Below are 24,340 nucleotides of genomic sequence, written 5' to 3'. Positions count from 1 at the left end.
GGTCACTTGGTCGGCGATGGCGTGCCCTGGCCGTCACACTTGCGCCGGGAACGCGCGGGCGCATCGGGCGCGCCGCTTGACGCCGGACTCGCCGGGGCAGATTATCCAGCAGCTGATTTCATGACATTTTCGGGGGCGTTGTAGGCATGGCGAGCAGGGCGCAAACGTCCTTGTGGCGCGAGACGGTGAAGGCAGGAGCAATCCGCAGCGGTGCGCTGGCCACGGCGATGGTGCTGTTCGCTGTCACCGTGCTGACGGCGCTCGCACTGGCAAGCTACCGACCGGGCGACGGGTCGCTCAACACCGCATCGTCGGGCGTGGCGGGCAATCTTCTCGGCGTGCCGGGCGCGTGGTTCGCCGATCTCGCCCTTACCATCTTCGGTCCCGCAGTGGCGCTGTTGCTGCCGATCGGCCCGGTCATCGGCTTGCGCTTGTGGCGCGATCAGCCGGCGGGTGCGTGGAAGCGGATGCTGCGCCAGGCGCTGCTCGGCGTGGCGCTGATGGCGGTCGCGCTGGCCTGTGTGTCCGACGATGCGGTGCTGGCGCTGCCGTTCGGCTGGGGCGGCGCAATAGGCCTGGGTGGCGTCGCGGCCGCACGCTGGGCGCTCTCGTTCGCGAACAATCCACAAGTGACATGGTGGAGCATCGTCGCGCTGGGCGTGGTGGCGGGGCTTGCCGGTGCGATCGTCTGGGGGCGCAGCCTGGAGGTGGATCTGCCACGCGGCTGGATCCCGCGCCGGCGGCCGAGGCTCGCGCCCGCTGGCAGCGACGATCAGTGGGACGGGGCAGATGATGAAGCGGCAGCCGATCTGCCGCGCAAGGCGGTTCCACCGCGCGCGGTGGCGGCGCCCGACAATCGCCCGGCCCCCGTCATCAACGATCGCACCGCGCCGCCGGCCACCGGCAGCGGCACGAAAGAACCGCGTCAGACAAAGCTCGCCCTGCGTGACGATTACGAGCTGCCGACGCTGGAAATGCTGACGCCAGCGCCGCCTTCCCAGAATGCACAGATCGACAAGACCGCGCTGGAGCGCAACGCGCGGCTGCTGGAAACGGTGCTGGACGACTTCAACGTCAAGGGATCGATCGTCGAGGTCCGCCCAGGGCCGGTGGTCACCATGTATGAACTGGAACCCGCGCCGGGCATCAAGGCGACGCGGGTCATCAGCCTGGCTGACGACATCGCCCGCAACATGAGTGCGATCTCCGCCCGCGTCGCCACCATCCCCGGCCGCACCGTGATCGGCATCGAACTGCCCAACGCGAAGCGCGAGACAGTCTCGTTGCATGAGCTGATCGGGAGTCAGGCATTCGAGGACCAGAATGCGCAGCTGCCGGTGATCCTTGGCAAGAACATCGCCGGCGATCCGGTGATCGCGGACCTTGCGCCCATGCCGCACCTGCTGGTCGCGGGTACCACCGGATCGGGCAAGTCGGTCGGCCTCAACGGCATGATCCTGTCGCTGCTGTACCGGCTGACGCCCGACCAGTGCCGGATGATCATGATCGATCCCAAGATGCTGGAACTGTCGATGTATGACGACATTCCGCATCTCCTCTCCCCCGTCGTCACCGATCCCGCGAAGGCGGTGCGCGCGCTGAAATGGGCGGTGGAGCAGATGGAGGATCGCTATCGCCAGATGTCCTCGCTCGGCGTGCGCAGCCTCGGCGGCTTCAACGAGAAGGTGCGCGCCGCCAAGGCCAAGGGCGCGCCGCTCGGCCGCAAGGTCCAGTCCGGCTGGGACGAGAACGGGCGCCCGGTCTATGAGGAGGAGCAGCTCGACTATCAGGTGCTGCCGCAGATCGTTGTGATCGTCGACGAGCTTGCGGACCTGATGATGACCGCTGGCAAGGAAGTCGAATTCCTCATCCAGCGCCTCGCGCAAAAGGCGCGCGCAGCGGGCATCCACCTGATCATGGCGACGCAGCGGCCGTCGGTGGACGTGATCACCGGCGTCATCAAGGCGAACCTTCCGACGCGCATCAGCTTCCACGTCACCTCGAAGATCGATTCGCGCACCATCCTGGGCGAACAGGGCGCCGAGCAGCTGCTGGGCAAGGGCGACATGCTCTATATGCCTGGCGGCAAGGGCATCGTGCGAGTCCACGGCCCATTCGTCAGCGACGAGGAAGTGCAGCGCGTCACCGACCATTGGCGGTCGCAGGGTACGCCGGACTATATCTCGTCCGTCACCGAGGAGCCGGAGCAGAGCTTCGAGATCGAGGGCGCGCCGACCGGCGAGGATTCGGCCGAGGACCAGCAATATCGCGCCGCGATCCAGCTGGTATGCGAAAGCCAGAAGGCGTCGACCTCCTGGCTCCAGCGCCAGTTGCGCATCGGCTACAATTCCGCGGCGCGGCTGATCGAGCGGATGGAAAAGGACGGCATCGTCAGCCGGCCCGATCACGTCGGTCGCCGCGAGGTGTTGCGCGATACGGAAGGTCACCCGGTCTGAGACTTTGGCAGGACGCCGGGTTTCACCCGGCTTCCGCCCTCTTGATCCCACCGCTAGTACGCCCGGAGCTTGTCGGAGGGTGTCGGCCGGGCGCCTCGCTAATTGATCCTCTGCAAGCTCAGCCCGGAACAGGTCGCCGGTTCGTCGCACCGCTATTGACTACGTTCGTAATCATTGCGACTACAGGTGTAGTTGCAGGAGAGTCGAATCGTGGCCGAGCGGATCAGCGATGCCGAACATGCGGTGATGGAGGTGCTATGGGACGATAGCCCGCTCACCGCTCAGGACGTGGCCGAGCGGGTTGATCCCGAGCGTGGCTGGAGCACCAACACGGTCAAGACGCTGCTGGGGCGGCTGCTCGCCAAGAACGCGATCACGCATGAAGAGGATGGGCGCCGCTATCTTTACCGGCCCGCGGTCGAGCGCGGCGACTATGTCACCGGTGAATCGCGGCGGCTGATCGATCGCCTGTTCGGTGGCAAACTCACCCCGCTGGTCGCGCATCTGGCCGAGCGCGATGAGCTGTCCGCGCAAGACATTGCGGAAATCGAATCGCTACTGAAGGCGCTGAAACAATGAGCGCCGGCGGTGAGTGGACGGGCGTCTCCTGGATGGTCGAGGCGCTCGCCGCCTCCGCTCTCCTGATCCTTCTGGTCCTGTTGGTGCGTGCCCCGGTCCGGCGGGCGTTCGGCGCGCCGGTCGCTTATGCGCTGTGGTCGTTGCCGCTGCTTCGACTGGTGCTGCCGCCCCTTCCGGAAACGGTTCGCGAACAGGTGACAGCGCCCATCTCCGGTGCGCTTGCCACTCCCATCACCCAGGTCGGCCGACAGGTCACGGTGTTGATCGTGCCTGCCGCTGGCGACGCTGCCGCGCCGTCGTTCCTCACGCTCGGTTTTTCCCTTGCCGCTGTGTGGGGGATCGGCGCGGCGGCGTTCATCCTGTGGCACATGCTTGCCTACCGTCGCTTTCGCCATCGCCTGCTGGCGGGGGCGGGCGTCGTCGACGAGGTCGATGGCGTTACCATCGTGGAAAGTGCGGCAGCGGCGGGGCCGCTTGCGTTTGGCGTCCTTCGCCGCTTCGTGGCCTTCCCGCGCGATTTCGCCGCGCGTTATGATGCCGATGAGCAGCGGCTGGCGCTGGCGCATGAGCTTGGCCACCATGCCCGCGGGGACCTCGTCGCCAATTGGTTCGCGCTGGCGGTACTCGCGCTGCACTGGTTCAACCCGCTGGCCTGGTATGCCTTTCGCGCGTTCCGCGCCGATCAGGAGATGGCGAATGACGCGCGTGTCCTTGCGCGGCTCGGAGCGGACGCGCGCCACGCTTATGCCTGCGCGATCGTGAAGGCGGCGCATGGCGGCGCGATCGCGGCCGCCTGCCACCTGCATACCGTCGATGATCTGAAGGGACGCTTGCGGATGCTGGGCATGGGCCGGATCTCGCGTCCGCGCGCACTGGTGGGGCTTGCCGCCGTGTTCGCCACCGGTGCGGGCGCGCTCGGCTTGACCGCTTCCGGCACACAGGCGGCGGAACGGATGCGTGCAAGTGTCGAGACGGCGGCCAAGGCGGCGATCCCGGCGGTGGTTCCGGCCATGGCGCCGGCTGCCAAGGACGTGCGGGTCGTAGTGGAGCGCGATGGCAAGCGCACGGTGCTTGAGGGCGAGGCTGCCCGCGCCTGGGTGGAGGCAAACCCGCTGCCCGAGCCGCCGCAACCACCCGAGCCTCCGCTGCCAGCAGAGCCGGCCTCTCCCGAAGCACCCGCGGCACCACCGGCCCCGCTCGCCGCGGTCGCGCCTTCGGCAGAAGCTGCCGTACCAACGCCGCCTACGCCGCCCACACCACCGGCACCTCCCACCTGGACGCACGATGGCCATGTCTCCGTCATGGTGCCGGAAGTCCGGTCCGCCACCTGCACGGGCGATGTGGTGGAGCCGACGGTTGTGCATGATACCGATCATGGGCGTCGGCGGATCACGATCTGCACCGATCGGATCGAGCGTCGCAGCGCGCGTGCTCAGGCACAGGCGCAGGCACGCGTCGAGGTCGCGCTGCGTCAGCCCGAAAAGACGCGCCAGCTCGCCATGATGAGCGCCCGTGCTGGCATCCGCTCCGCGCGCGCCGCCATTCGCGACAATGACCATCTCACGCCCGCCGAGCGCGAACACGCCCTGGCGGCGCTCGATCGCGAAGTCAGGCGGATCGACGACGACGGCCAGCACTGATCGGCGGCGGCGCCTGGTGCCCTTGCCATCCCGGATGTAACCGGCCATCTGGCATCGCATGGAGGCACCGCCCACCGGAGTTCCGATCGAGCTCGAGCCGCTGGTCACACGTGTGCTGGCGCCCAATGCCTCGGCCTACACCTATACGGGTACGCAGACGCATATCGTTGGTATCGCCGACCTGGCGATCATTGACCCCGGCCCGGCGAACGAGGCGCATCATGCCGCGTTGCTGGCGGTGGTCGCCGGCCGCCCGGTGCGCGCGATCGTCATCACCCATCATCACCGGGATCACAGCCCGGGCGCGCCCCGGCTTGCGTCGGAGCTTGGCGCGCCGATCGTCGGCGCAGCGCCATTTGCGCTGGAGGATGACGGCCCACGATCAGACGCCTCCTTCGATCACGATTATGCGCCCGATCGCGTGATGGCGGAGGGAGAGACGCTGGCCGGCGAAGGCTGGACGCTGGAGGCGATCGCGACGCCCGGCCATACGTCCAACCATCTCGCCTTCGCCTTGCCGGAAACAAAAGCGCTTTTCTCCGGCGATCATGTGATGGGCTGGGCAACCAGCGTCGTCTCGCCCCCGGACGGGGACATGACGGCCTATATGGCCAGCCTCGAGAAGCTGATCGGTCGCGACGACCGGATCTATTATCCGGGGCATGGCGAAGCGATCGAGCGACCGCAACGGCTGGTGCGCGGGTTGCTCGGCCATCGCAAGCAGCGCGAAGGGCAGATCCTGCGCTTGCTTCGTGCGGGTACGGGCGTGATCCCCGCGATGGTCGAGAAGATGTACGTCGGTGTCGATCCGCGGCTCTATCCCGCCGCCGAGCGCTCGGTGCTGGCGCACCTCATCGATCTGGAGCGGCGGGCGCTGGTCCGCCCGATTGGCGACGCGTGGGAAAGCATGGATGCGGCCTGACGGCCGGTCGGTGGCGACCGCAGCAATTGGCATCGCTGTTGCCTTCGCCATCATCGTCGCGACGGTTGCGGCTTACCGCTGGTGGAACGATCGCCATGTCGTCGAGACGGACGACAGCGGCCTCGCAGTGGCGCGCGTGGTTGCGGCGACGTTGCACACCAGCGCCGACCTTCGCGTCAGCCGGCTGACCGGCACGGTGCAGGCTACGGGAGCGACGAGCCGCCTATGGGGCTGGCTGAAATCGAGCCGCGTGGTCAAGGCGCCCTTCGAGGTGGACTATTTCGTGGATGTCCGCGGGCTCGATACGGCCGATTTCCGCTATGATCCGGCCGCGCGCACGCTTTCCGTCGAGGTGCCCGACGTGGTGGTCGGCCGGCCCAATATAGATCACGCGCGGGTCACGCTGGATCAGACCTCCGGCGTCTATGTATCGCGCGATGCCATGGCGGAACTGCAGCGGCGCGTCGCGGGAACGGCCAGCAACGTCGTCGCGGAACGGGCGCGCGATCCAGAAAATCTGGCCAAGGCACGCGACAATGGCCGGCGCGCGATCGAGCGGCTGTTCGGAGGCGCGTTGGGCGCAGCAGGATTGCCAGTGCGCGTCGAGGTGCGGTTCGCCGGCGATCCAGGCAGGTCGGACGGCGAGCGGTGGGACATGAGCCGAAGTCTCGAGGAGGTGCTGGGCAACCAGCGTTAAGGCGCAGCGTCGCCCGGCCTGGTTTCGAGAGCGGAGCGCGCCGGAAGGCTGATGACCGTTGGCATGAGCGACGTGTTTCGCCGCTTCGCGACTCGAACCGGCTCCGATGATTGTTGCGTCCGATCTCCGGCGAATTCTCCCGCGAACATCATAAGATATTTGCCTGATGTGGGCTGGCCGGTGCCTCGGAATGGCGTCGGCAAGTAGTTGAATCTTCGGCCGGCACGCAGCGTGCGACAGTAATGGCACGCCGCTGTTCTATGCTGCACCCGCTTCTGCTACAATAACTCTCCATCGGGAAGGGGAGTCCCCATGGCCAGCATTGCACCGTCGCGTGTCGGCATCCGTGATGATCGCGGCTTTTTCTTTGGTCTTGCAGTCGCGATGGCGCTCACCAACGTCTTCTGCTTCGGTCTTCAGTTTGCTATGGGACGTTCCACGTTCGGCGCGCCGGCGCTGGTCCATGCCCATGCCCTGGCCTTCATGGGCTGGATCGGCTTCTTCGTATTCCAGTCATGGCTGGTGGCGAACGGTCGGATCAACCAGCACCGGCTGCTCGGCTGGATCGGGGCAGGTTGGGCGGCGTTGATGGTGGTGCTGGGGATCGCCGCCACGGTCGAGATGGTTCGCGCCGCGCGCGCCCCGTTCTTCTTCATGCCGGGCTATTTTCTGGTCATGAACCCGCTGTCCGTGCTGGTGTTTGCCGGTGTGCTGTGGTGGGCAGTGGCGTGGCGGCGGCGTACCCATTGGCACCGCCGGCTGGTGATGGTGGCGATGACCGCGATCATGGGGCCGGCCTTCGGCCGATTGCTGCCCGGCCCGCTGATGATCCCCTGGGCCGCCTGGGGCATCTTCGCTGCAACCATGTTGTTTCCGCTGGCCGGCATGGTTCATGACACACGCCGCTATGGGCGGGTTCACCCGGCGTGGTGGGTTGGCAGCGCGCTTCTTGTCGCCATGCAGGTGGCAATGGACGTGATCACGATCAGCCCGCTCGGCACCGGTTTCTATGCTTTCGTCACGTCGGGGTCACCCGGCGCGCGGCTCGATCCGCTCGCCTACCCGCCATTTCCGCCGCCCTTTGCACCGGTGCCTTGATCGAAGCGCCGGGCCGGGCCATCTGCACCGGCATGGAACAGCCGCAGAACCTCACGGGCGTTGATATCCGCGCCGAGATCGATCGCCTTCGCAAGGAGCGGAATGCGGTGATCCTCGCCCATTATTATCAGAAGCCCGAGATTCAGGATCTGGCCGATTTCGTCGGGGACAGTCTTGATCTCAGCCGAAAGGCGCAGGCGACCGACGCCGATGTGATCGCCTTCTGCGGCGTGCGCTTCATGGCCGAAACGGCCAAGATCCTCTCTCCTGAGAAGACGGTGATCCTGCCCGATATGGATGCGGGCTGCTCGCTGGAGGACAGCTGCCCGCCGGAGCAGTTCGCGGCCTTTCGCGCGCAGCACCCGGATGCGATCGCGCTGACCTATATCAACTGTTCCGCCGCGGTGAAGGCGCTCTCCGACGTGATCGTCACCTCGTCCTCGGCGGAGAAGATCCTGTCGCAGATTTCGAAGGATCAGCCGATCATCTTCGGGCCAGACCGTAACCTGGGTGGTTATCTCGCGCGCAAGACCGGGCGTGATCTGATCCTGTGGCCTGGCGTGTGTATCGTCCATGAGGCGTTCAGCGAGACCGAGCTGCTGAAGCTGAAGGCGCAGCACCCCTCCGCGCCGATCGTCGCGCATCCGGAATGCCCGCCGGTGATTCTCGATCATGCCGATTACGTTGGCTCGACCCGCGGCATCCTGGAATATGCCATGGCGATGTCGGGCGACACGCTGATCGTCGCGACCGAGGCGCACATCATCCACCAGATGGAGAAGGCGCTGCCGAACAAGACGTTCATCGGTGCGCCGGGCGCGGACGGAAACTGCAATTGCAATATCTGCCCGTACATGGCGCTCAACACCATGGAGAAGCTCTACCTCGCGCTGCGTGACCTTAGCCCAAGGATCGAGATGGACGAGGATCTGCGGATCAAGGCGAAGAAGAGCCTTGATGCCATGCTCGCCATGGCCAGCGGCACGGTGGGGCAGGGCGATCTGGGCCCGGCCAAGGTAACAGGCGACTGAGCCCCCGACGCGGGCGCCTCGGATAGGATCCGGAGCCCCGCGCTACCTCCTCACCTTGTCGCGAAAGGTGCCGCCCTCAGGCTGCGGCGCGCACGGCATCGCAAATGCGGTCCACCACCGCCTCCACCTGCGCCGCATCATCGCCCTCTGCCATGACGCGGATCACCGGCTCGGTGCCGGACGGTCGGATCACCAGCCGGCCGATGCCTGACAGTTCCGCCTCGGCCGCAGCAATCGTCCGGCGCACGCTGTCGCTCTCCAGCGGCTTGCCGCCACGGACGTATTTCACGTTCTTGAGCAGCTGCGGCAGCGGCTCGAACCGGTGCAGTACCTCGCTTGCCGGTGCGCCGGCGCGCTTCACCTCGGCCAGGATCTGCAACGCCGCGACCAGCCCGTCGCCGGTGGTGCCATAGTCGGACAGGATGATGTGCCCCGATTGCTCCCCACCGACATTGAAGCCACGCGCGCGCATGGCTTCCAGGACGTAGCGGTCGCCAACGGCGGTCCGCACCAGCCCTAGCCCCTGCGCCGACAGGTGCCGCTCCAGCCCCAGGTTCGACATCACGGTCGCCACCAGTCCGCCGCCGGCCAGCGCCCCGCGCCGCGCGAAGCCGGTGGCGATGGTGGCCATCAGCTGGTCGCCGTCGACAATACGGCCCAGTTCATCCACCACGATCAGCCGGTCCGCATCCCCGTCCAGCGCAATGCCGATCGCGGCGCCGCTGGCGACCACTGTTTCCGACAGCGTCTGCGGCGCGGTGGATCCAACCTTGTCGTTGATGTTCTTGCCGTTGGGTTCGACCCCGATTGCGACCACCTCTGCGCCGAGCTCCCAAAGGGCGGAAGGCGCCACCTGATAGGCTGCGCCATTGGCGCAATCGATCACCACCTTCATGCCATCGAGCCGCAGGTCGGCGGGGAAGGTGGACTTGGCGAAGTGAATGTAGCGCCCCCGGGCATCCTCCACCCGGCGCGCGCGGCCAATGTCACCGGCCGCGGCGAGCGCCACTTCACCGTCGATCAGTGCCTCGATCGCCAGTTCCGCCTCATCCGACAGCTTGTACCCATCGGGGCCGAACAATTTGATGCCATTGTCGGCAAAGGGGTTGTGACTGGCGGAGATCATCACGCCGATGTCCGCGCGCATCGATTGGGTGAGCATCGCCACCGCCGGCGTCGGCATGGGCCCGACCAGCACCACATCCATCCCCACTGCCGTGAATCCGGCAACGAGCGCGTTTTCCAGCATGTAGCCGGACAGCCTCGTATCCTTGCCGATCACCACGCGGTGGCGATGGTCGCCGCGCACGAAATAGGCGCCGGCGGCCATGCCGACCTTCATCGCCATCTCGGCCGTCATCGGCGCGATATTGGTCAGGCCGCGAATGCCATCGGTGCCGAAGTATTTGCGCGCCACTGACAACCTCCAAATCGTTCAATGTTCCCGCCCGGCGCCGATCGAATGCACCGCAGACGGCTTGCTCAGGCACCGGTGGTGCCGCACAACCATGTTGCCTTAGCTCTTGCCGTTTGGCGGACTTAGGAACAAGTCCGGGGTGACGAAGAGTTCGAAAGGCGTGATGTCCCAATCTACTCGTATTCTGGTGGCGCTGGTGGTGGGGCTGGTCGCCGGCATTCTGATCGCTGCCTATGCACCCGCGTCCGTGGAGCCGACGGTTGCCATTGCGCAGCCGATCGGCCAGGCGTGGCTCAATGCCCTGCAGATGACGATCGTCCCCCTCGTCTTTTCGCTGCTGGTAACGGGCGTGGCGGCGACGGCGGCGGCGGCACAGGCCGGGCGGCTCGCCGGTCGTGCCGTCGGCCTCTATGTCGCGGTGATGGTCGCCTCAGCGGTCTCGGCAGCGTTCCTGACACCATTGTTGCTGGAGCTCGCGCCGTTGCCGGTCGATTCAGCCGCCGCGCTGCGGGCGGCGCTGACCGGCGTCGGCCCCAATCCACCAGTGCCACCGCTCGGTGAGTTCCTCGCGGGGATCATCCCCAGCAACATCGTCAGGACCACGGCCGAAAGCAATTTCCTGTCGATGATCATCTTTGCGCTGATCTTCGCCTTTGCCCTCATGCGGATCGAGGCGGAGTTGCGGGAGGTGCTGGTGCGGCTCTTCACGGCGGTGCGCGATACCATGCTCGTCGTGATCGGCTGGGTCTTGTGGATCGGCCCGCTCGGGGTATTTGCGCTCGCCATCGTGGTTGGGGCGAAGGCCGGGAGCGGAGCCTTCCACGCGCTTGTCCACTATATCCTGATCGTCGCGGGTGTCGGCCTGATCGTCACGCTTTGTGCCTATCCGATGGCGATCATCGGCGGCCGCGTGTCTCTGGCGCGCTTTTCCCGGGCCGCCTTGCCCAGCCAGGCGGTGGCGGTATCGACGCAATCGTCCTTGGCATCGCTGCCGGCGATGCTGGCGGGGGCACGGTCGCTTGGAACGCCGGTCGCCACGGCTGGCGTCACGCTGCCCCTGGCGGTGGCGCTGCTGCGCGCGACGGGGCCGGCGATGAATTTCGCGGTGGCCATCTATATCGCGCATTGGTTTGGCGTGCCTTTGTCCTTCGGCACGCTGGCGGTTGGCACGATGGTGGCGGCGCTGACGTCGCTCGGCGCAGTGAGCCTGCCGGGCACGGTGAGCTATGTCAGTTCGATCGCGCCAGTCTGCGCAACGATCGGCGCGCCGGCCGCGCCGCTGGGGCTGCTGGTCGCCGTCGAAACGCTGCCCGACATCATGCGGACGCTGGGCAATGTGATGTGGGACCTCGCCACCACGATCACGCTGTCGCGGCGCGAGCGGGTCGATCCTGCGAGCGATGCGGAGCCGTCGGAAGGGCTGACCGGCTGAGGCTGAGGCTGGGGCTGGTTTTGCGGCTCAGCGCCGAAGTGCCCAGCGCAGCACATTGCTCATCCCGCGCGCGCCCAGTCGGATGGCGGGGCGGCCGATCGCGCTCGGTGTGCGGCCGTGCATCGCCGCGGCCCACGGCGGCAGCAGATCAAGCGCGGCCGGCGTGACGATTGCCAGCGCGCCGGTCGTCAGCGCATCGGGGCCGCTCGCCAAAAGCGCCGCGGCGACATCGCGGGTACGATTGTCGTAGGAAAGCTGCGGTCGGACATCACGGAAATAGCTCTCAAGTTCCCGGCGCGATTTCGGCACCTCGCGTGCGCCAAGCCTCTCGGCGATGATCGCCGTCTCGCCGAGATACCGGTCCTGTTCCGCGCCTGAGAGGCCCGGCTCGCGATAACGGACATAGGCGCGCAGAAAGCTGTCCACCTCCGCTACATGCACCCAGGTGAGCAGGGCCGGGTCGCTCGCCATATAGGGCGTGCCGTCCGGCAGAGTGCCCGTCACCCGTTCGTGGATCGCGCGCACCCGGTGGATCGCGGCATTGGCGGACTTGGTGCTGCCAAACGTGGTGAGGGAGATGAACTGTGCCGTGCGGCGCAAACGGCCAAGTCGATCGCGGCGAAAGTCACTGTGATCCCAAACGCCGGCAAGCGCCAGGGGATGGAGCATCTGAAGCAGCAGGGCCGACACGCCCCCGATCATCATTGCGGAAAAATCGGCATGGACCCGCCATGCCATGGATCCGGGACCGAACAGGCCCGGATCACCCGGCGGCCGCGACAGGTCGACCGATCCGGAACCGACGAGCGCACGAATGCGCCCGCCGATTGCACTTCGCATATCGGGCAGCGATGGGGCCGCCCGCGCCATGCGACTTATTCCTCCCCGGCTCCCGCCATCGCCGGGACCTTGCGGCCGCGCTTGGCCGGTGCTGCCTCGTCCGAACCCTTGCGGGTCATGCCGGGCTTGCGGCCAAGGCCGATCTTCTTGGCCATGGCACGGCGCGCTTCCGAATAGTTTTCTGCAACCATCGGATAATCGGGCTTCAAACCATAACGCTGACGATATTCAGTCGGCGTCAGTCCATGGCCGGCGAGATGGCGCCGCAGCGTCTTGTAAGGCTTGCCGTCGATCATCGAGATAATATGATCTTTTGACGCAAGTGACTTACGGACAGAAACCGCCGGCGTGTAATCGCCTGCCGGCTCTTCGTCCGAGACTGGCTGGGTGTTGGTCGACAGCTGATTTACCGCTTCATGCATTTTATGCAGAAATCCCGGTACCTCATCGCTGGACGCGCGGGTATTGGGATTTGACAGCCATGCGATGGTCAGCTCGGTAGCCAGCTCAACGGCATTGGTGTCAACGGTATCTTCAGTCATGCGACGCTCCTTACATTTACCGTTGCTTTAGCGTGGCGTCTGTGCAGGTCAACTGGCGCGCCCGTTGTTATGACGGTTTATTAAACCGATGTCGCGCTGCGATTTTTTCGATCTATCGCTTTGCTTGCCTGTCAACACCAATGCCCATTGTTCATACGGTATTAACCTGACGGAAGGCTGCTCAATGCTCGCCAACGCAGCTTTAACGATCTAATGCATTGAAATGACCAATTCTTCGCGTGAGATGGTGCCTGTCGGTGTCGCTTTTCTGATCGGCGCGCTCGGCATTGGCCTTTTTTCCGTGATGGACGCCGTCATGAAAGGGTTGGTGCTGGCGCTCGGCGTGTACAACACGATGCTGTGGCGCTCGCTCGGCAATGTTGCCCTGGGTGGGATCGCATGGGCGACCATCGGCATCCGCCGTCCGACCCGACGAGCGCTGGTGCTTCACCTCACGCGCGGCGCGGTAACTTGTGCAATGGCCCTGTTGTTCTTCTGGGGGCTCGCGCGGGTGCCGATGGCGCAGGCAATTGCCCTGTCCTATATTGCGCCGATCCTTGCGCTGATCCTGGCCGCCTGGTGGCTGAAGGAGCGGGTCTCGCTGCGAACGGTCATGGCGGTTTTGGTGGCGAGCCTCGGCATCATGACCATCTTCATCGGGCAGGCGCAGGCGGCGCTCGGGCCCGACGCGTTCGATGGCGCGATCGCAATCCTTGCGTCGGCCGTCCTCTACGCCGTGAACCTGATCCTTACCCGGCTTCAGTCGCTCGCCGCCCGGCCCGCGGAGACTGCCTGCCTCCAGTCGCTCGTCATCCTGTGTCTGCTGGGCATGGCTGCTCCCTGGCTTGCGGTGATCCCGCCCGCGGCGACCATTTTGCCGCTGGGCGGCGCGGCGCTGCTGGCCTTTGTCTCGATGATGCTTCTGTCCTGGGCCTATGCTCATGGTGAGGCGGGCTATCTGGCGATGACGGAATATACGTCCTTTGTTTATGCCGCCGTGCTCGGTTTCCTGGTCTTCGGAGAGCGCGTCTCCGGCTACACATTGATCGGCGCCATCGTCATCGTCGCGGCCTGCGTCTATGCCGCGCGTCGCCGGGACATCGCGGCGCAGACGCTGGAGCAAGCTGCATGACCATCGCCATCCGGCCGGCGACACCGAACGACGTTCCAACCATCCTGCGCTTCATCCGTGAGCTCGCCGCTTACGAACGCGAGCCGGACGCCGTTGAGGCGACAGAGCCGATGCTCCAAGCGGCGCTGTTCGGCCCTGAGCCCGCTGCGGAAGCGCTGATCGCGGAACGCGCGGCGGAGAGCATCGGCTTTGCCTTGTTCTTCCACACCTTCTCGACATGGACGGGGCGGCGCGGCCTGTGGCTGGAGGATCTGTACGTCACGCCCGATGCGCGAGGTGCCGGTGCGGGGGCGGCACTCCTGAGGCAATTGGCGTCAATCGCGATCGATCGCGATTGCCCGCGCCTTGAATGGACGGTGCTCGACTGGAATACGCCTGCCATTGAATTCTACCGGGCCAAGGGCGCACTTCCGCAGGACGAATGGACGACCCAGCGCGTCACCGGCACGGCGCTCCGCATGCTGGCCGGCCGGTGAAGAGCGCCGGGCAGAATGTGAAAGGGATCATGAGCCGATGTTGAGCCGAACCGTGCCAACGCCTGGACCTGTCCGTCATTCGCACGTGGGGTGCGACTGATGGCGTGGTTCTGGCTCGTGCTTGGTGGTCTGTTCGAGGTCGGCTTCACCACCTGTCTTCGCCATGTGGAGGGATTCCGCAACCTTGGCTGGACGGCGGGCTTCCTGCTGTCCGTCACCTTGTCGATGGGGCTCTTGGAATTCGCCTCCCGCTCCATATCGATGGGCACCGCCTACGCGGTCTGGGGCGGCATCGGCGCCTTGGGAACGGTGCTGGTGGGCATCGCGCTTTATGGCGAGCCGGCGACGCCGGTGCGCATCGCGCTGATCTTCGGTGTCGTGCTGTGCATCGCGGGGCTGAAGCTCACCGCGCATTGAGGGGCGAAGGGGCGCCGCCCGTCATTTCCGATCAGGCGGAAATGACGGGCGGCGCAATCATCCCTCAGTCGCGGCCGGGCACGTCATGGTCGTGCGGCTCTTCGCCCTTTGCCTTGGCGTCATTGTAGCGTTCGATCGCTTCAACGGTGATCTGCCGCGCTTCGTCGGCGCCGCCCCACTTGCCGATGCGAACCCACTTCTTCTTTTCCAGGTCCTTATAGTGGGTGAAGAAGTGCTCGATCTGCTGGAAGACGATCTCGGGCAGGTCGTCCTTCTCGCCGACGTTCGAATAATAGGGGAAGGTCTGGTCGACCGGCACGCAGACCAGCTTCTCGTCACCGCCGGCTTCGTCTTCCAGGTTCAGCACCGCGATCGGCCGGGCGCGCACGACGCACCCCGGGATGAAGGGCGAGCGCGAGACGACCAGCGCGTCGAGTGGATCGCCATCCGGCGACAGCGTGTGCGGTACGAAGCCGTAGTTCGCCGGGTAGCGCATCGGCGTGTGCAGGATGCGATCGACAAACAGCGCGCCGCTGGCCTTGTCGAACTCGTACTTCACTGGCTCGCCACCGGTGGGCACTTCAATGATGACGTTCAGGCTGTGCGGCGGATTGTCACCCGTCGGCACCTTGTCGATGCGCATGTTCGGTCCCTTTGCTTTGTATGACGAAGTGAAGACTCGTGCCGCGGGTCAGCGCGGCGCAAGCAACCGATCGAGACCGGCCTCTCCCGTGCCGATCTTTTCGAGGCGCGGGTAGCGCAGGCCGCCCTGCCAGTCGAGCGAGACTTGCCAATAGCGCTCGCCCTTCTTGACCCACATTTGAACCGGGGTCTTGTTTTCCTTCGCAGCGGCGATCGCTGCCTTCAGCCGATCGTCCGAATAGGCCATCCCGCCCACGGAGACGATCGTGGTACCCACCGTCAGGCCCGCGTCGAATGCCGGCGATCCCCAGGTGACGGACGTGATCTCAGCGCCCGATCCGACGACGAACCCACCGGAATAGGTAAGGTCTGCTACCTTGCGCGTCTTCTCGCCATGCCGGAAGGATGCCGGTGCATCCGGGGTATAGACGAGGCGATATCCATTGCGCTCGAAGCCGGAGAGCGGCGCGCCCTTGCCATGTTCGGTCAGCCGTTGTGTCAGCAAGGCGCGCCAATCATGCGGCTGAACGGCGTTCAGCGTCGCGACCACATCGTCGAACGTGTAGGTCAGATCGCCCCAGTCGCCGTCGCGCACGCCGAAGAACGCGCGGGCAAAATCATCGATCGACTTCTTGCCGCCCGAAAGCTGCCGCAGGAGAGAATCGACCTCGAGCCAGACGAGCAGGCCCTCGTTGTAATAATCCTCGCTGCGCTGCCAGCTTGCCCAGCCCTTGGGTCGCCGCGCGGAAATGATCGGATCGTTGGTGGTGTCGATCAGGTCGCGCCACTGGCGTGCCGGCTGGCTGTCGTAGAGTGCGGCAATGGCCGCGAGCTGATCGAGCGTGTCCTGCTTCGACACCAGTGCCGATCGCGCCTGAAGCACGTAACCCCAGAATTGCGTCTGCCCTTCATACACCCACAGGAGCGAGTTGCGCATCGGCGTGCGGAAGTCAGGCGTCCACGAATCCGCGCCGCGGCGGAACTTGCCGTTCCAGCTGTGGCTGAACTCATGCGGCAGGAGGTTGCGACGGCCGGGTCCCTCGTCCCACTTGGTGAAATAGCCCGGCGTGACGCCATTCTCGCTGGAGCGATGATGTTCCAGCCCGATGCCGCCCAGATTGTCGCTGATCGACAGCAGGAAAGTGTAATTATCGTAATGCTGGCTGCCGAACGCCTTCGCTGACTGTTCGACCAGCCGCTTGTGCGCATCGATCTGCGCCGGGGTCGCGGCGAGTTCGGCGGGCGTGTCGGCGTAAACCGCGAGCGACACCCGCGGCGTGAGCTGCCACGTCTTGCCATAGCGACCGGCCAGGATTGGTGAATCGACCAGCACCTCGTAGTTCGACCGCGCATAGGAATAGGTGGATCCGCTCACCGTTGCGGGGATCGCGCCCGCTGCTGTCCAGCCGGCCGGATATTTCACCGTCATCTTCACCGGGATCTGGCGGGTGAAATATCCGGCCGGGTAGAGGCTGACCGAGTTCGGCTGAAGGCTCAGCAACTCCGGCGTCATCGTGATCCGGCCCTGATCCGACTTCGTCGCCGAGATGAACTGAAAGCTCGCCTCGATCTCGCGCACGCCGGTGGGGACGTCGATGTGAAAGGCGTGAACGTCCACCGGGTCGCGCGTCCAGGGGATCGTCCGCCCATTCGCCTTGATCACCAGCCCCGCCAGCTTCTCGATCTGTCCGCGCGCGGCGTGATTGCCCGGCAGCCAGGCCGGATAGAGCAATACCATAGGCCCGTCCTTGGCGACCGGAAGCGTCTCGCTGACACGAAAGATGCCGCGCGCCACGTCGGTGGCGTCCACGTTGAGCGCGATCGTGCCCGGATAGGGCTGATCAACCGGATCGGGGATGGAGCTCGCGAAGGGCGCCGGCTGCGGCGCGGAGTTTCCGGCGGGTACCTGGGCCGTGACGACGGCGGCGGAAGCGAGCAGGACGCTCGCAAAGGCAAAACGGATCATGGCTAGCCCCGCTAGCGAGCGTCTGCCCGAAGCTCAATGACCTGGCGCCCGCATCGCTGCCACATCACTGCATTGCCGCTTTCGAACGTCGCGCCTAGATGCGCCCGCAATGGCCCGGATACAGACTCCCAACCGCGTGCGCGGCACGCAGGACATCTTCGGCAGCGAACAGCGCCGCTTCGCGCACGTGCTCGACACCTTCGACCGGGTGCGCAAGCTCTATTGCTTCCAGCGCGTCGAGATCCCCGTGTTCGAGGCAACCGAGGTCTTCGCGCGCTCCATTGGCGAGACGACCGATGTCGTGTCCAAGGAGATGTACACCTTTCCCGACCGTGGCGGTGATTCGCTGACCCTCCGGCCGGAATTCACCGCCGGCCTGGCGCGCGCCTATCTTACCGAGGGATGGCAACAATTTGCGCCCCTGAAGCTTGCCACCAGCGGCGCGGTCTTCCGCTACGAACGCCCGCAAAAGGGACGCTATCGTCAGTTCCACCAGATCGACGCAGAGATCCTGGGCGCGCCCGAACCGGCGGCGGATGTCGAGCTCCTGACCCTGGCGGACCAGCTGCTCCACGAACTTGGCATTGCCGAGGGCGTGACGCTCCAGCTGAACACGCTGGGCGACGCTGCGACCCGCGACGCGTGGCGCGCCGCGCTTGTCGCGCATTTCGAGCAGCATCGGGGCGAGTTGAGCGAGGACAGTCTCGCCCGGCTGGACAAGAACCCGCTGCGCATCCTCGATTCCAAGGATCCGCGCGATCGGCCCGTGGCCGATGCGGCGCCGGGAATCGATGACTTTCTCACCGCGGATGCCGGTGCGTTCTTCGAGAGCGTCACAAGGGGACTGGAGGCCGCCGGCGTCGCCTGGACGCGCAACGCGCGGCTGGTGCGCGGGCTTGATTATTATCGCCACACAGCGTTCGAGTTCGTCACCGATCGGCTGGGCGCGCAGGGCACCGTGCTCGCCGGCGGCCGCTATGACGGGCTGATCGAAAGCCTGGGCGGGCCTGCCACGGCCGGCGTCGGCTGGGCGGCGGGTGTGGAGCGGCTCGCCATGCTGCTGGAGGAGCCCGCGTTCGATGGGCCGGTCAATGTCATTGCCGAAAGTGCCGGCCTCGAGCTGGCGGCGACGGCAGCCGTGGCGGCGCTGCGCCGCGCCGGTATCGCGGCGGAGGCCACGATCGAGGGCAGCCCGCGCAAGCGCTTCGACAAGGCGCTGAAGCGCAAGCCGTCGCAGACGTACAGCCTGTCGTTGCGGGATGGCGCGCTCACCCATGCCCAACGGGGTTATGGCGCGGATCAGGATGCGCTTGATCGCGTCCGCGCGATCGTGGAACCGATGGTCGTCGCGCAGCAATGACCGCCATTTCGCTTGAACGCATCCGCCAGATCGAGGCGCGGCGGGACGAGCTTGCCGCGCAGATGGCCACCGGGGATCTTCCCGGCGATCGCTTCGTCGCGGTGTCGAAGGAATATGCCGAGCTTGAGCCCGTGGCTCAGGCCGCGGCGGAGGTGCGCCGGCTGCGGCAGGAGGCCGACAGTCTCGCCTTCATGACCGGCGATGCCGATGCCGAGCTTCGCGCCATGGCCGAGGAGGAGTTGCGCGAGAACAAAGCCGCGCTGGAACTGGCCGACCGCAAGCTCGCGCTGGCGCTGTTGCCGCGCGACGCGGCGGACGAACGCTCGGCGATGCTGGAAGTGCGCGCCGGCACCGGGGGTGACGAGGCCGCGCTGTTCGCCGGCGACCTGTTCCGCATGTATCAGCGCTATGCCGAAAATCAGGGCTGGCGGGTGGAGCTGATCTCCGCGTCGGACAGCGATGCGGGCGGCTACAAGGAAGTGGTCGCCTCCGTTACCGGCTCGGGTGTTTTCGCCAAGCTGAAGTTCGAAAGCGGCGTGCACCGGGTGCAGCGCGTGCCGGTGACGGAGAGCGGTGGCCGGATCCACACGTCGGCGGCCACCGTGGCGGTGTTGCCCGAGGCCGAGGATGTGGACGTGCAGATCGACGACAAGGATCTGCGGATCGACATCTACCGTTCGTCAGGTCCGGGCGGGCAATCGGTAAACACGACCGATTCCGCCGTCCGCATCGTTCATATCCCGACGGGGCTGACGGTGATTCAGCAGGACGAAAAGTCCCAGCACAAGAACAAGGCCAAGGCGCTGAAGGTCCTGCGCACCCGCCTTTATGAGATGGAGCGCGAGCGCCTCCATGCCGAGCGGGCGGGCGCACGCAAGTCGATGGTCGGCAGCGGCGACCGGTCGGAGCGAATCCGCACCTACAATTTCCCGCAAGGGCGCGTAACCGATCATCGCATCAACCTGACGCTGCATCGTCTTCCGGAAATCCTGGCCGGTGACATGGATGAACTGATCGGCGCGCTGATCGCGGAGGACGAGGCCGAGCGGTTAGCGACGCTTGATGGCTGATCACCTGGTACCCGCCGGGGTGGGCGTGGCTCGTGCGGCGCTGACCGCGGCGGCGGCGCGGTTCGGTTTCTCGGAAACGCCGAGGCTCGATGCCGAGCTGCTTCTTGCCCATGCCCTGGGGATCAGCCGTGAACGACTGTTGCTGACGCTTGGCGACCAGCCGGTGCCCGCGACGTTTGCCGATCTGGTGGCGCGCCGGGAGCGGCATGAACCGATCGCCTATCTCACGGGAAGCAGGGCGTTCTGGACGATCGACCTTGATGTGGGCCCTGGTGTGCTGATCCCCCGCCCCGACAGTGAAACCCTCATCGAGGCGGCGATCGACCATTTCGGTGCCGGTCCTGGCCCAGGTACAATTCTTGACCTGGGCACCGGTTCTGGCGCCCTGCTGCTGGCTGCGCTGGATCAATGGCCAGGGGCGAGCGGCGTCGGGATCGATGCGTCGCCGCAGGCCCTGGCGATCGCCCGCCGCAATGCGGATCGGATCGCGCCGGGACGGGCCGAGATCCGCTTGGGCGATTGGGCGGGTACCGGCGCGGCGTTCGACCTGATTTTGTGCAATCCCCCGTATGTGGCGACGGGCGAAGCCGTGCCGGATGAGGTGGCGCGATGGGAGCCGCAGAGTGCCCTTTACGCCGGCCGCGACGGATTGGACGATTACCGCGCCATCGCACCCCTCCTCGCGTCGCAGATCGCACCTGGCGGCGTGGCTTGCGTGGAAATCGGGGCATCACAGGGGCAATCGGCGGCCGCGCTGTTCATGGCGGCGGGCTTGAACGTGACGGTGCGACGGGATCTTGGCGGACGGGACCGGTGCCTTGTGGTGACATCTTGAAGTCGTCACACCTTGAAATCAGCGAATTTTACCCAATATTTCTCTTTGAGAATGCCCCTTCTGCGGCTATGGCAAGCGCAGGGGCACGCAAAATCAACATTTTTGGTTGAGTTTTGGGCGGCTTGCCCACCCTTCGTCATCAACCGCTGCAGTCCGGCGGTCATGGCAGGCTTTTGGAGGCAAGGCGTATCTGCGCCGACCCGCCGAAGCCCGGGGGTTGTTGCACCGATTGTTCCGGGAGCAAGGCCGTTTTTGGTTTGAGGACGAGGACAGTATTTTGATCAACAACCGTCAGAACGGTCGCCGTCGTGGCCGTGGTGGGCAGCGTTCGCAGGGCGGAAGCAGCCAGGGCCAGCGTGACAATGGCAATCGGATCGACAGCCGGGCACGTGGCAACGCCAGCCAGCTTTACGAAAAGTACAAGAACATGGCGTCGGACGCGCAGCGGCAGGGCGATCGCGTCAACACGGAATATTACCTCCAGTTCGCCGATCACTACTTCCGCGTCCTCGCCGATCAGCGCGGCCGCTATGAGGATCAGGCGCGGGAGCGTCGTCCGCAGAACGATTTCGATCTCGACGAGGATTACGGCGACGAAGGTGAGCCGATCCGTGCCGAGGAGCAGGGCCGCGGCGGCGACGAGCGTGCGGAACGCGACGGCAATCGCCAGTATGACGGCAATCGTCAGCAGGATGGCGGGCGTAGCCGGTCCGATCGCGACGAGGGTGCTCGGGCGGAAGGCACGCGTGCCGATGGTGGTGAGCCGCGCCAGCGGGATGGCCAGGATCGCCGGCAGCGTTCTTCGAACGCCCGTGGCGACTATCGTCGGGAGGAGCGTGCAGCCGCGCCCGTGAACGGCGAAACGGTGCCTGTCGAAACCGCCCAGACCGTTGCGGCACATCCTTCGCCTGAAATGAATGGCGATGTGGACGTCGCCGCTCCGAAGCGTCGCGGTCGGCCGCGCAAGGCGCCGGTGGATGCGGCTGAGCAGCTCGGCTTTGACGCCAGCGCATTGCCGCCGTCGATTGGTGGTGAGGCTGTGGCGGAGGAAGCGGCACCAAAGCCGCGGCGTCGTCGCACCCTTGCTGCACCGGCAGAGGTCGAAGCGTAGAAAACGTTTTCAGCTTTGGCTGAACAGAGACGGGCCGGTTTCGCTAGGTGCGAAGCCGGCCCGTTCGTTTGTGCGCTGTCGCGGACGGGTTACTTTTCCTTTGGCCAGGGTTTGATCCCGGTCCCTTGAAGCACCTCCCCGGCGAAGGCCGGGGTCCAGGTGGGAAAGCGTTGGAAAAAGCGGGTGTGCCTTCCAGCATCGTTGAGCAGCTTGACCCCGGCCTTCGCCGGGGAGGCGGATCAATCCAGCTGGATAGGACTCTAACAAGGCCTGTCGCGAGCGCCGTCGCTTAAAATCCGGAAAATGTTGAGGCGTGGATTTCCCGCGCCTGTGCCGCCTCAGCGAAGGTCGTCGAAGTCCCGGGTGTCCACCGCTTCGTCATGTCCGGTACCGGAGGAGAGGAACGTCAGCCCCATCAGCGCGCCTGCCATCAGCACCGATCCCGTGACCCCGCCGATCATCGCCACGGTCGCCACCCAGTCCAGAGCCCCATAGGATCGCCCGACCAGCCATACGGCGAGAGCGGACGCGACCAGGCCGACCAGCCCGCTCCATGCGAGCAGGCGCCGGAAGCGTTTCCAGGCGAATCGCGCATATTCAGGATCGTCGAGCCGGCTCATGCTTTCCATCTGCCTTGGAATGGCGCATTCTTCCAGCAACAACGCCGCCGTGACCTTCACGGCTGATCGGCGGCAGGGTCTGAAATGAGGAGAGAGGCGATGACGATCGCGGCAATCCTGCGCGGCAAGGGCCATGAAACCATCGTGGTGGCTCCGCGCGATACGGTCCGCCAGGCAGTGGCGCTGCTGGCGGAGCGCCGGATCGGGGCGGTGCCGGTGGTCGACGGAGAAAGGGTGCTCGGCGTCTTCTCGGAACGCGACCTCATCTACTGCCTGAAGGCTGGGGATACGGGTGTCCTCGACCGCCCCGTGCAGGATGTCATGACCGCGCCGGCGCTGACTGTCTCTCCCGATGATCCGGTGATGGGGGCGCTGTCGCTGATGACCCGTCGTCGTATCCGCCACCTTCCGGTGATCGCGGAGGGGCGGATGATCGGGCTCGTCTCGATCGGCGACCTTGTCAAATACCGCATCGAGCGGGTGGAGGCCGATGCGGCCGCCATGCGGGATTACATCCAGCAGGTCTGACCGCAGCTATCGCCGGTTGCGGATCAGGGCGAGCGTCTCCTGCACGACGCCCCGGGCGAATAGCGCCAGCCATCCCGCATAGACCGCTGCCCCGGCCGTGACGAGCAGGCAAAGGCGGGGAAGCGGCGCGAGAACCATCGAATGATCCAATGCTGTAACTGCGATCGCCATCGCCGCTGCGGCCAGGAGTGACGGCGCAACGGCCGCGGCAACGTCGCGTGCACGCGCCCCGATCACCGGCAGGGCGCGCCAGCAGCTTACGGCCAGGTAGACGGGATAGCAGACGATCCAGGCGGCCGCGATGCCGATCAGGCCCCATTGGATGCCGACGAGGAACCCGGCGGCGAGGATCGCCGAGCCCGCCGCGCCATTCGCAACGCCCACGCCTGGTCGGCCCAGCGCGTCGCACGCCGGGGAGAACAGCACTTGAAGGGTCATGAACGGCATGGCGATCGCCAGCAGTCGAACAATGATCGCGGCATCGACCCATTGCTCGCCTAGCATGACCCGCACCAGCGGGTCCGCTGTGACGGCCAGTCCGAAATAGAAGGGGAGGGCGGCCAGCATCACGATCCGCACGCCCTTTGTGAAAGCGGCGGCCGTCGCGGCGCGATCGTGCTGGATCCGCGCATAGGCCGAGAAAGCCACTTCGTTCAGCGGCGGAACGAACTTGGACACGAAGATCTGCGCCAGAAACAGACTGGTCGTATAAATACCAAGATCATGAAGATCCAAATGCCGCCCCGCGATGAACACGTCGATCTGGCTTTGTATGAACCAGAAGAGCTGTCCTGCGGCCATTACACCGCCGAATCGCGCGAGTGATCCCGCGCCTCTGAAGTCGAACGAGGGCATCATGATCGACCCTGCCGCCACGGTCATGCCGCCGGCGCGTGTGGCGAAGAGTGCCATGGGGGCGATCACCAGGGTCCACACGCCCCAGCCGGAGAATGCGCCAACCAGCGCGGTGCCGGCGCCAACAACCGATGAGATGATGTTAACGCGCCCTTGGCGGCGATAGTCCATGCTGCGGCTGAGCAGCGCCTGAGGCAGGGCGATGAAGGGCGTGAACAGATAAATCAGCGCTTGGACGCGAAGTAGCGCCGCCACCTCAGGCTGGCGGTAATAAGCGGCAGCGACGGGAGCCAGGCCCAGCTGAATCGCGCCAAGTCCTACGTTCAGCGCGATCAGCATGCCGAACGCCTGGCGGATCTGATGCGTCGTAAGCTCCGCCTCGCGAACCAGCCCGCTCGCCAGCCCATATCCGTTCAGCATGTTGAGGAACGCCATCACCACGCCGGTGAGCGCAAAGAGGCCATAGTCGCTCGGCGCGAGGATCCGGATCACCATAAACGTGGATGCCCATTGCACAATCTGGGCGGCGATTTGTGAGCCTGACCGCCAGATGACGGCGTTTCGGACTTGCTGGGTGAGGGATTGGGTATGATTCGTGTTGGAGGAGGCGGGAGGCATAGTGTTTGGGCTACAGGTGTGTGACTTCACGACAAGTTAAAAGTGGCGGAAATCCG

At 65.6% G+C, this 24,340-nt stretch carries 23 protein-coding genes; 16 read left to right on the top strand and 7 right to left on the bottom strand.

Features of this window, described 5'->3' with window-relative positions; genetic code table 11:
* The first annotated feature begins 146 nt into the window (after positions 1-146).
* From AX702_RS03105 to nadA, 7 genes are all read left to right on the top strand, one after another.
* Positions 147-2,456 (top strand): FtsK/SpoIIIE family DNA translocase, encoded by a 2,310-nt coding sequence (locus tag AX702_RS03105; RefSeq protein ID WP_066775978.1) that lies wholly within the window; start codon positions 147-149, stop codon positions 2,454-2,456.
* A 210-nt stretch (positions 2,457-2,666) separates the two neighbouring features.
* Entirely contained in the window at positions 2,667-3,035 is a 369-nt protein-coding gene (locus AX702_RS03100; RefSeq protein ID WP_066775976.1) for a BlaI/MecI/CopY family transcriptional regulator, read from the top strand.
* Complete coding sequence (locus AX702_RS03095) at positions 3,032-4,675, top strand: M56 family metallopeptidase (RefSeq protein ID WP_066775975.1); 1,644 nt, start codon at positions 3,032-3,034, stop codon at positions 4,673-4,675. Before AX702_RS03100 ends, AX702_RS03095 begins: the two co-directional genes overlap by 4 nt.
* A gap of 58 nt (positions 4,676-4,733) precedes the next feature.
* Positions 4,734-5,597 carry an MBL fold metallo-hydrolase gene (locus tag AX702_RS03090; protein WP_066775973.1) on the top strand — a complete coding sequence of 288 codons (864 nt, stop codon included), beginning with the start codon at positions 4,734-4,736 and terminating at the stop codon, positions 5,595-5,597.
* Positions 5,587-6,294 carry a DUF4230 domain-containing protein gene (locus tag AX702_RS03085; RefSeq protein ID WP_066775970.1) on the top strand — a complete coding sequence of 236 codons (708 nt, stop codon included), beginning with the start codon at positions 5,587-5,589 and terminating at the stop codon, positions 6,292-6,294. Before AX702_RS03090 ends, AX702_RS03085 begins: the two co-directional genes overlap by 11 nt.
* A 312-nt stretch (positions 6,295-6,606) precedes the next feature.
* Positions 6,607-7,392 (top strand): hypothetical protein, encoded by a 786-nt coding sequence (locus AX702_RS03080; RefSeq protein ID WP_231731704.1) that lies wholly within the window; start codon positions 6,607-6,609, stop codon positions 7,390-7,392.
* A gap of 32 nt (positions 7,393-7,424) precedes the next feature.
* A complete protein-coding gene (gene nadA, locus AX702_RS03075) occupies positions 7,425-8,423 on the top strand; it encodes a quinolinate synthase NadA (protein ID WP_066776014.1) in 999 nt (332 codons plus the stop codon).
* A 76-nt stretch (positions 8,424-8,499) separates the two neighbouring features.
* Here the strand turns inward: nadA and glmM are convergent, their stop codons facing one another.
* Positions 8,500-9,840 (bottom strand): phosphoglucosamine mutase, encoded by a 1,341-nt coding sequence (gene glmM, locus AX702_RS03070; RefSeq protein WP_066775968.1) that lies wholly within the window; start codon positions 9,838-9,840, stop codon positions 8,500-8,502.
* Between the two features lie 163 nt (positions 9,841-10,003).
* On the opposite strand from glmM, the gene AX702_RS03065 reads away from it, so the two are divergent.
* Positions 10,004-11,272: a dicarboxylate/amino acid:cation symporter gene (locus AX702_RS03065; RefSeq protein WP_066775965.1), complete on the top strand. Its 1,269-nt coding sequence runs from the start codon at positions 10,004-10,006 to the stop codon at positions 11,270-11,272.
* Between the two features lie 27 nt (positions 11,273-11,299).
* Here AX702_RS03065 and AX702_RS03060 read toward each other — a convergent pair whose 3' ends face one another.
* A complete protein-coding gene (locus AX702_RS03060) occupies positions 11,300-12,142 on the bottom strand; it encodes an oxygenase MpaB family protein (protein WP_231731703.1) in 843 nt (280 codons plus the stop codon).
* 5 nt (positions 12,143-12,147) lie between these two features.
* A complete protein-coding gene (locus tag AX702_RS03055) occupies positions 12,148-12,654 on the bottom strand; it encodes a MucR family transcriptional regulator (RefSeq protein WP_066775963.1) in 507 nt (168 codons plus the stop codon).
* Between the two features lie 223 nt (positions 12,655-12,877).
* Here AX702_RS03055 and AX702_RS03050 point away from each other — a divergent pair, with 223 nt between their 5' ends.
* The 3 genes from AX702_RS03050 (at position 12,878) to AX702_RS03040 (ending at position 14,679) form a co-directional block, all read left to right on the top strand.
* Positions 12,878-13,786, top strand: a complete 909-nt coding sequence (locus AX702_RS03050) for a DMT family transporter (RefSeq protein ID WP_066775961.1) — start codon at positions 12,878-12,880, stop codon at positions 13,784-13,786.
* On the top strand, positions 13,783-14,262 hold the full coding sequence (locus AX702_RS03045; protein WP_066775959.1) for a GNAT family N-acetyltransferase: 480 nt from the start codon (positions 13,783-13,785) through the stop codon (positions 14,260-14,262). The genes AX702_RS03050 and AX702_RS03045 overlap by 4 nt, the downstream gene beginning before the upstream one ends.
* 99 nt (positions 14,263-14,361) lie before the next feature.
* Complete coding sequence (locus AX702_RS03040) at positions 14,362-14,679, top strand: DMT family transporter (RefSeq protein ID WP_066775957.1); 318 nt, start codon at positions 14,362-14,364, stop codon at positions 14,677-14,679.
* Between the two features lie 64 nt (positions 14,680-14,743).
* On the opposite strand, the gene ppa is transcribed toward AX702_RS03040, so the two are convergent.
* Together ppa and AX702_RS03030 are read right to left on the bottom strand one after the other, a co-directional pair.
* Positions 14,744-15,322, bottom strand: coding sequence for an inorganic diphosphatase (ppa, locus tag AX702_RS03035; protein WP_066775952.1), 579 nt, complete (start codon positions 15,320-15,322; stop codon positions 14,744-14,746).
* Between the two features lie 48 nt (positions 15,323-15,370).
* Positions 15,371-17,287, bottom strand: coding sequence for a M61 family metallopeptidase (locus AX702_RS03030; protein WP_066775950.1), 1,917 nt, complete (start codon positions 17,285-17,287; stop codon positions 15,371-15,373).
* A 109-nt stretch (positions 17,288-17,396) separates the two neighbouring features.
* On the opposite strand from AX702_RS03030, the gene hisS reads away from it, so the two are divergent.
* From hisS to AX702_RS03010, 4 genes are all read left to right on the top strand, one after another.
* Positions 17,397-18,647, top strand: coding sequence for a histidine--tRNA ligase (gene hisS / locus AX702_RS03025; RefSeq protein WP_066775948.1), 1,251 nt, complete (start codon positions 17,397-17,399; stop codon positions 18,645-18,647).
* Positions 18,644-19,717 carry a peptide chain release factor 1 gene (gene prfA / locus AX702_RS03020; RefSeq protein WP_066775946.1) on the top strand — a complete coding sequence of 358 codons (1,074 nt, stop codon included), beginning with the start codon at positions 18,644-18,646 and terminating at the stop codon, positions 19,715-19,717. The genes hisS and prfA overlap by 4 nt, the downstream gene beginning before the upstream one ends.
* Positions 19,710-20,552: a peptide chain release factor N(5)-glutamine methyltransferase gene (prmC, locus tag AX702_RS03015; RefSeq protein ID WP_066775945.1), complete on the top strand. Its 843-nt coding sequence runs from the start codon at positions 19,710-19,712 to the stop codon at positions 20,550-20,552. The genes prfA and prmC overlap by 8 nt, the downstream gene beginning before the upstream one ends.
* Before the next feature lie 277 nt (positions 20,553-20,829).
* On the top strand, positions 20,830-21,663 hold the full coding sequence (locus tag AX702_RS03010) for a DUF4167 domain-containing protein (RefSeq protein ID WP_066775944.1): 834 nt from the start codon (positions 20,830-20,832) through the stop codon (positions 21,661-21,663).
* A 338-nt stretch (positions 21,664-22,001) separates the two neighbouring features.
* Here the strand turns inward: AX702_RS03010 and AX702_RS03005 are convergent, their stop codons facing one another.
* Positions 22,002-22,343: a hypothetical protein gene (locus tag AX702_RS03005; RefSeq protein ID WP_231731702.1), complete on the bottom strand. Its 342-nt coding sequence runs from the start codon at positions 22,341-22,343 to the stop codon at positions 22,002-22,004.
* Between the two features lie 39 nt (positions 22,344-22,382).
* On the opposite strand from AX702_RS03005, the gene AX702_RS03000 reads away from it, so the two are divergent.
* Positions 22,383-22,811: a CBS domain-containing protein gene (locus AX702_RS03000; RefSeq protein WP_066775943.1), complete on the top strand. Its 429-nt coding sequence runs from the start codon at positions 22,383-22,385 to the stop codon at positions 22,809-22,811.
* A 6-nt stretch (positions 22,812-22,817) separates the two neighbouring features.
* Here AX702_RS03000 and AX702_RS02995 read toward each other — a convergent pair whose 3' ends face one another.
* Positions 22,818-24,284, bottom strand: a complete 1,467-nt coding sequence (locus AX702_RS02995; RefSeq protein WP_066775942.1) for a lipopolysaccharide biosynthesis protein — start codon at positions 24,282-24,284, stop codon at positions 22,818-22,820.
* Between the last annotated feature and the right edge of the window lie 56 nt (positions 24,285-24,340).

The organism is Sphingomonas sp. CCH5-D11 (genome assembly GCF_001557395.1).
Classification (GTDB): domain Bacteria; phylum Pseudomonadota; class Alphaproteobacteria; order Sphingomonadales; family Sphingomonadaceae; genus Sphingomonas.
The sequence above is the reverse complement of the archived record's forward strand: the minus strand, read 5'-3'. Positions and strand labels throughout refer to the sequence as shown.

Bases quoted from the DNA above. Each gene is read 5' to 3' on its own strand.
- AX702_RS03105 (WP_066775978.1), top strand. From the start codon at position 147: ATGGCGAGCAGGGCGCAAACGTCCTTGTGGCGCGAGACGGTGAAGGCA.
- AX702_RS03095 (WP_066775975.1), top strand. From the start codon at position 3,032: ATGAGCGCCGGCGGTGAGTGGACGGGCGTCTCCTGGATGGTCGAGGCG.
- AX702_RS03090 (WP_066775973.1), top strand. From the start codon at position 4,734: ATGGAGGCACCGCCCACCGGAGTTCCGATCGAGCTCGAGCCGCTGGTC.
- AX702_RS03085 (WP_066775970.1), top strand. From the start codon at position 5,587: ATGCGGCCTGACGGCCGGTCGGTGGCGACCGCAGCAATTGGCATCGCT.
- AX702_RS03080 (WP_231731704.1), top strand. From the start codon at position 6,607: ATGGCCAGCATTGCACCGTCGCGTGTCGGCATCCGTGATGATCGCGGC.
- nadA (WP_066776014.1), top strand. From the start codon at position 7,425: ATGGAACAGCCGCAGAACCTCACGGGCGTTGATATCCGCGCCGAGATC.
- AX702_RS03065 (WP_066775965.1), top strand. From the start codon at position 10,004: ATGTCCCAATCTACTCGTATTCTGGTGGCGCTGGTGGTGGGGCTGGTC.
- AX702_RS03060 (WP_231731703.1), bottom strand. From the start codon at position 12,142: ATGGCGCGGGCGGCCCCATCGCTGCCCGATATGCGAAGTGCAATCGGC.
- AX702_RS03055 (WP_066775963.1), bottom strand. From the start codon at position 12,654: ATGACTGAAGATACCGTTGACACCAATGCCGTTGAGCTGGCTACCGAG.
- AX702_RS03050 (WP_066775961.1), top strand. From the start codon at position 12,878: ATGACCAATTCTTCGCGTGAGATGGTGCCTGTCGGTGTCGCTTTTCTG.
- AX702_RS03045 (WP_066775959.1), top strand. From the start codon at position 13,783: ATGACCATCGCCATCCGGCCGGCGACACCGAACGACGTTCCAACCATC.
- AX702_RS03040 (WP_066775957.1), top strand. From the start codon at position 14,362: ATGGCGTGGTTCTGGCTCGTGCTTGGTGGTCTGTTCGAGGTCGGCTTC.
- ppa (WP_066775952.1), bottom strand. From the start codon at position 15,322: ATGCGCATCGACAAGGTGCCGACGGGTGACAATCCGCCGCACAGCCTG.
- AX702_RS03030 (WP_066775950.1), bottom strand. From the start codon at position 17,287: ATGATCCGTTTTGCCTTTGCGAGCGTCCTGCTCGCTTCCGCCGCCGTC.
- hisS (WP_066775948.1), top strand. From the start codon at position 17,397: ATGGCCCGGATACAGACTCCCAACCGCGTGCGCGGCACGCAGGACATC.
- prfA (WP_066775946.1), top strand. From the start codon at position 18,644: ATGACCGCCATTTCGCTTGAACGCATCCGCCAGATCGAGGCGCGGCGG.
- prmC (WP_066775945.1), top strand. From the start codon at position 19,710: ATGGCTGATCACCTGGTACCCGCCGGGGTGGGCGTGGCTCGTGCGGCG.
- AX702_RS03000 (WP_066775943.1), top strand. From the start codon at position 22,383: ATGACGATCGCGGCAATCCTGCGCGGCAAGGGCCATGAAACCATCGTG.
- AX702_RS02995 (WP_066775942.1), bottom strand. From the start codon at position 24,284: ATGCCTCCCGCCTCCTCCAACACGAATCATACCCAATCCCTCACCCAG.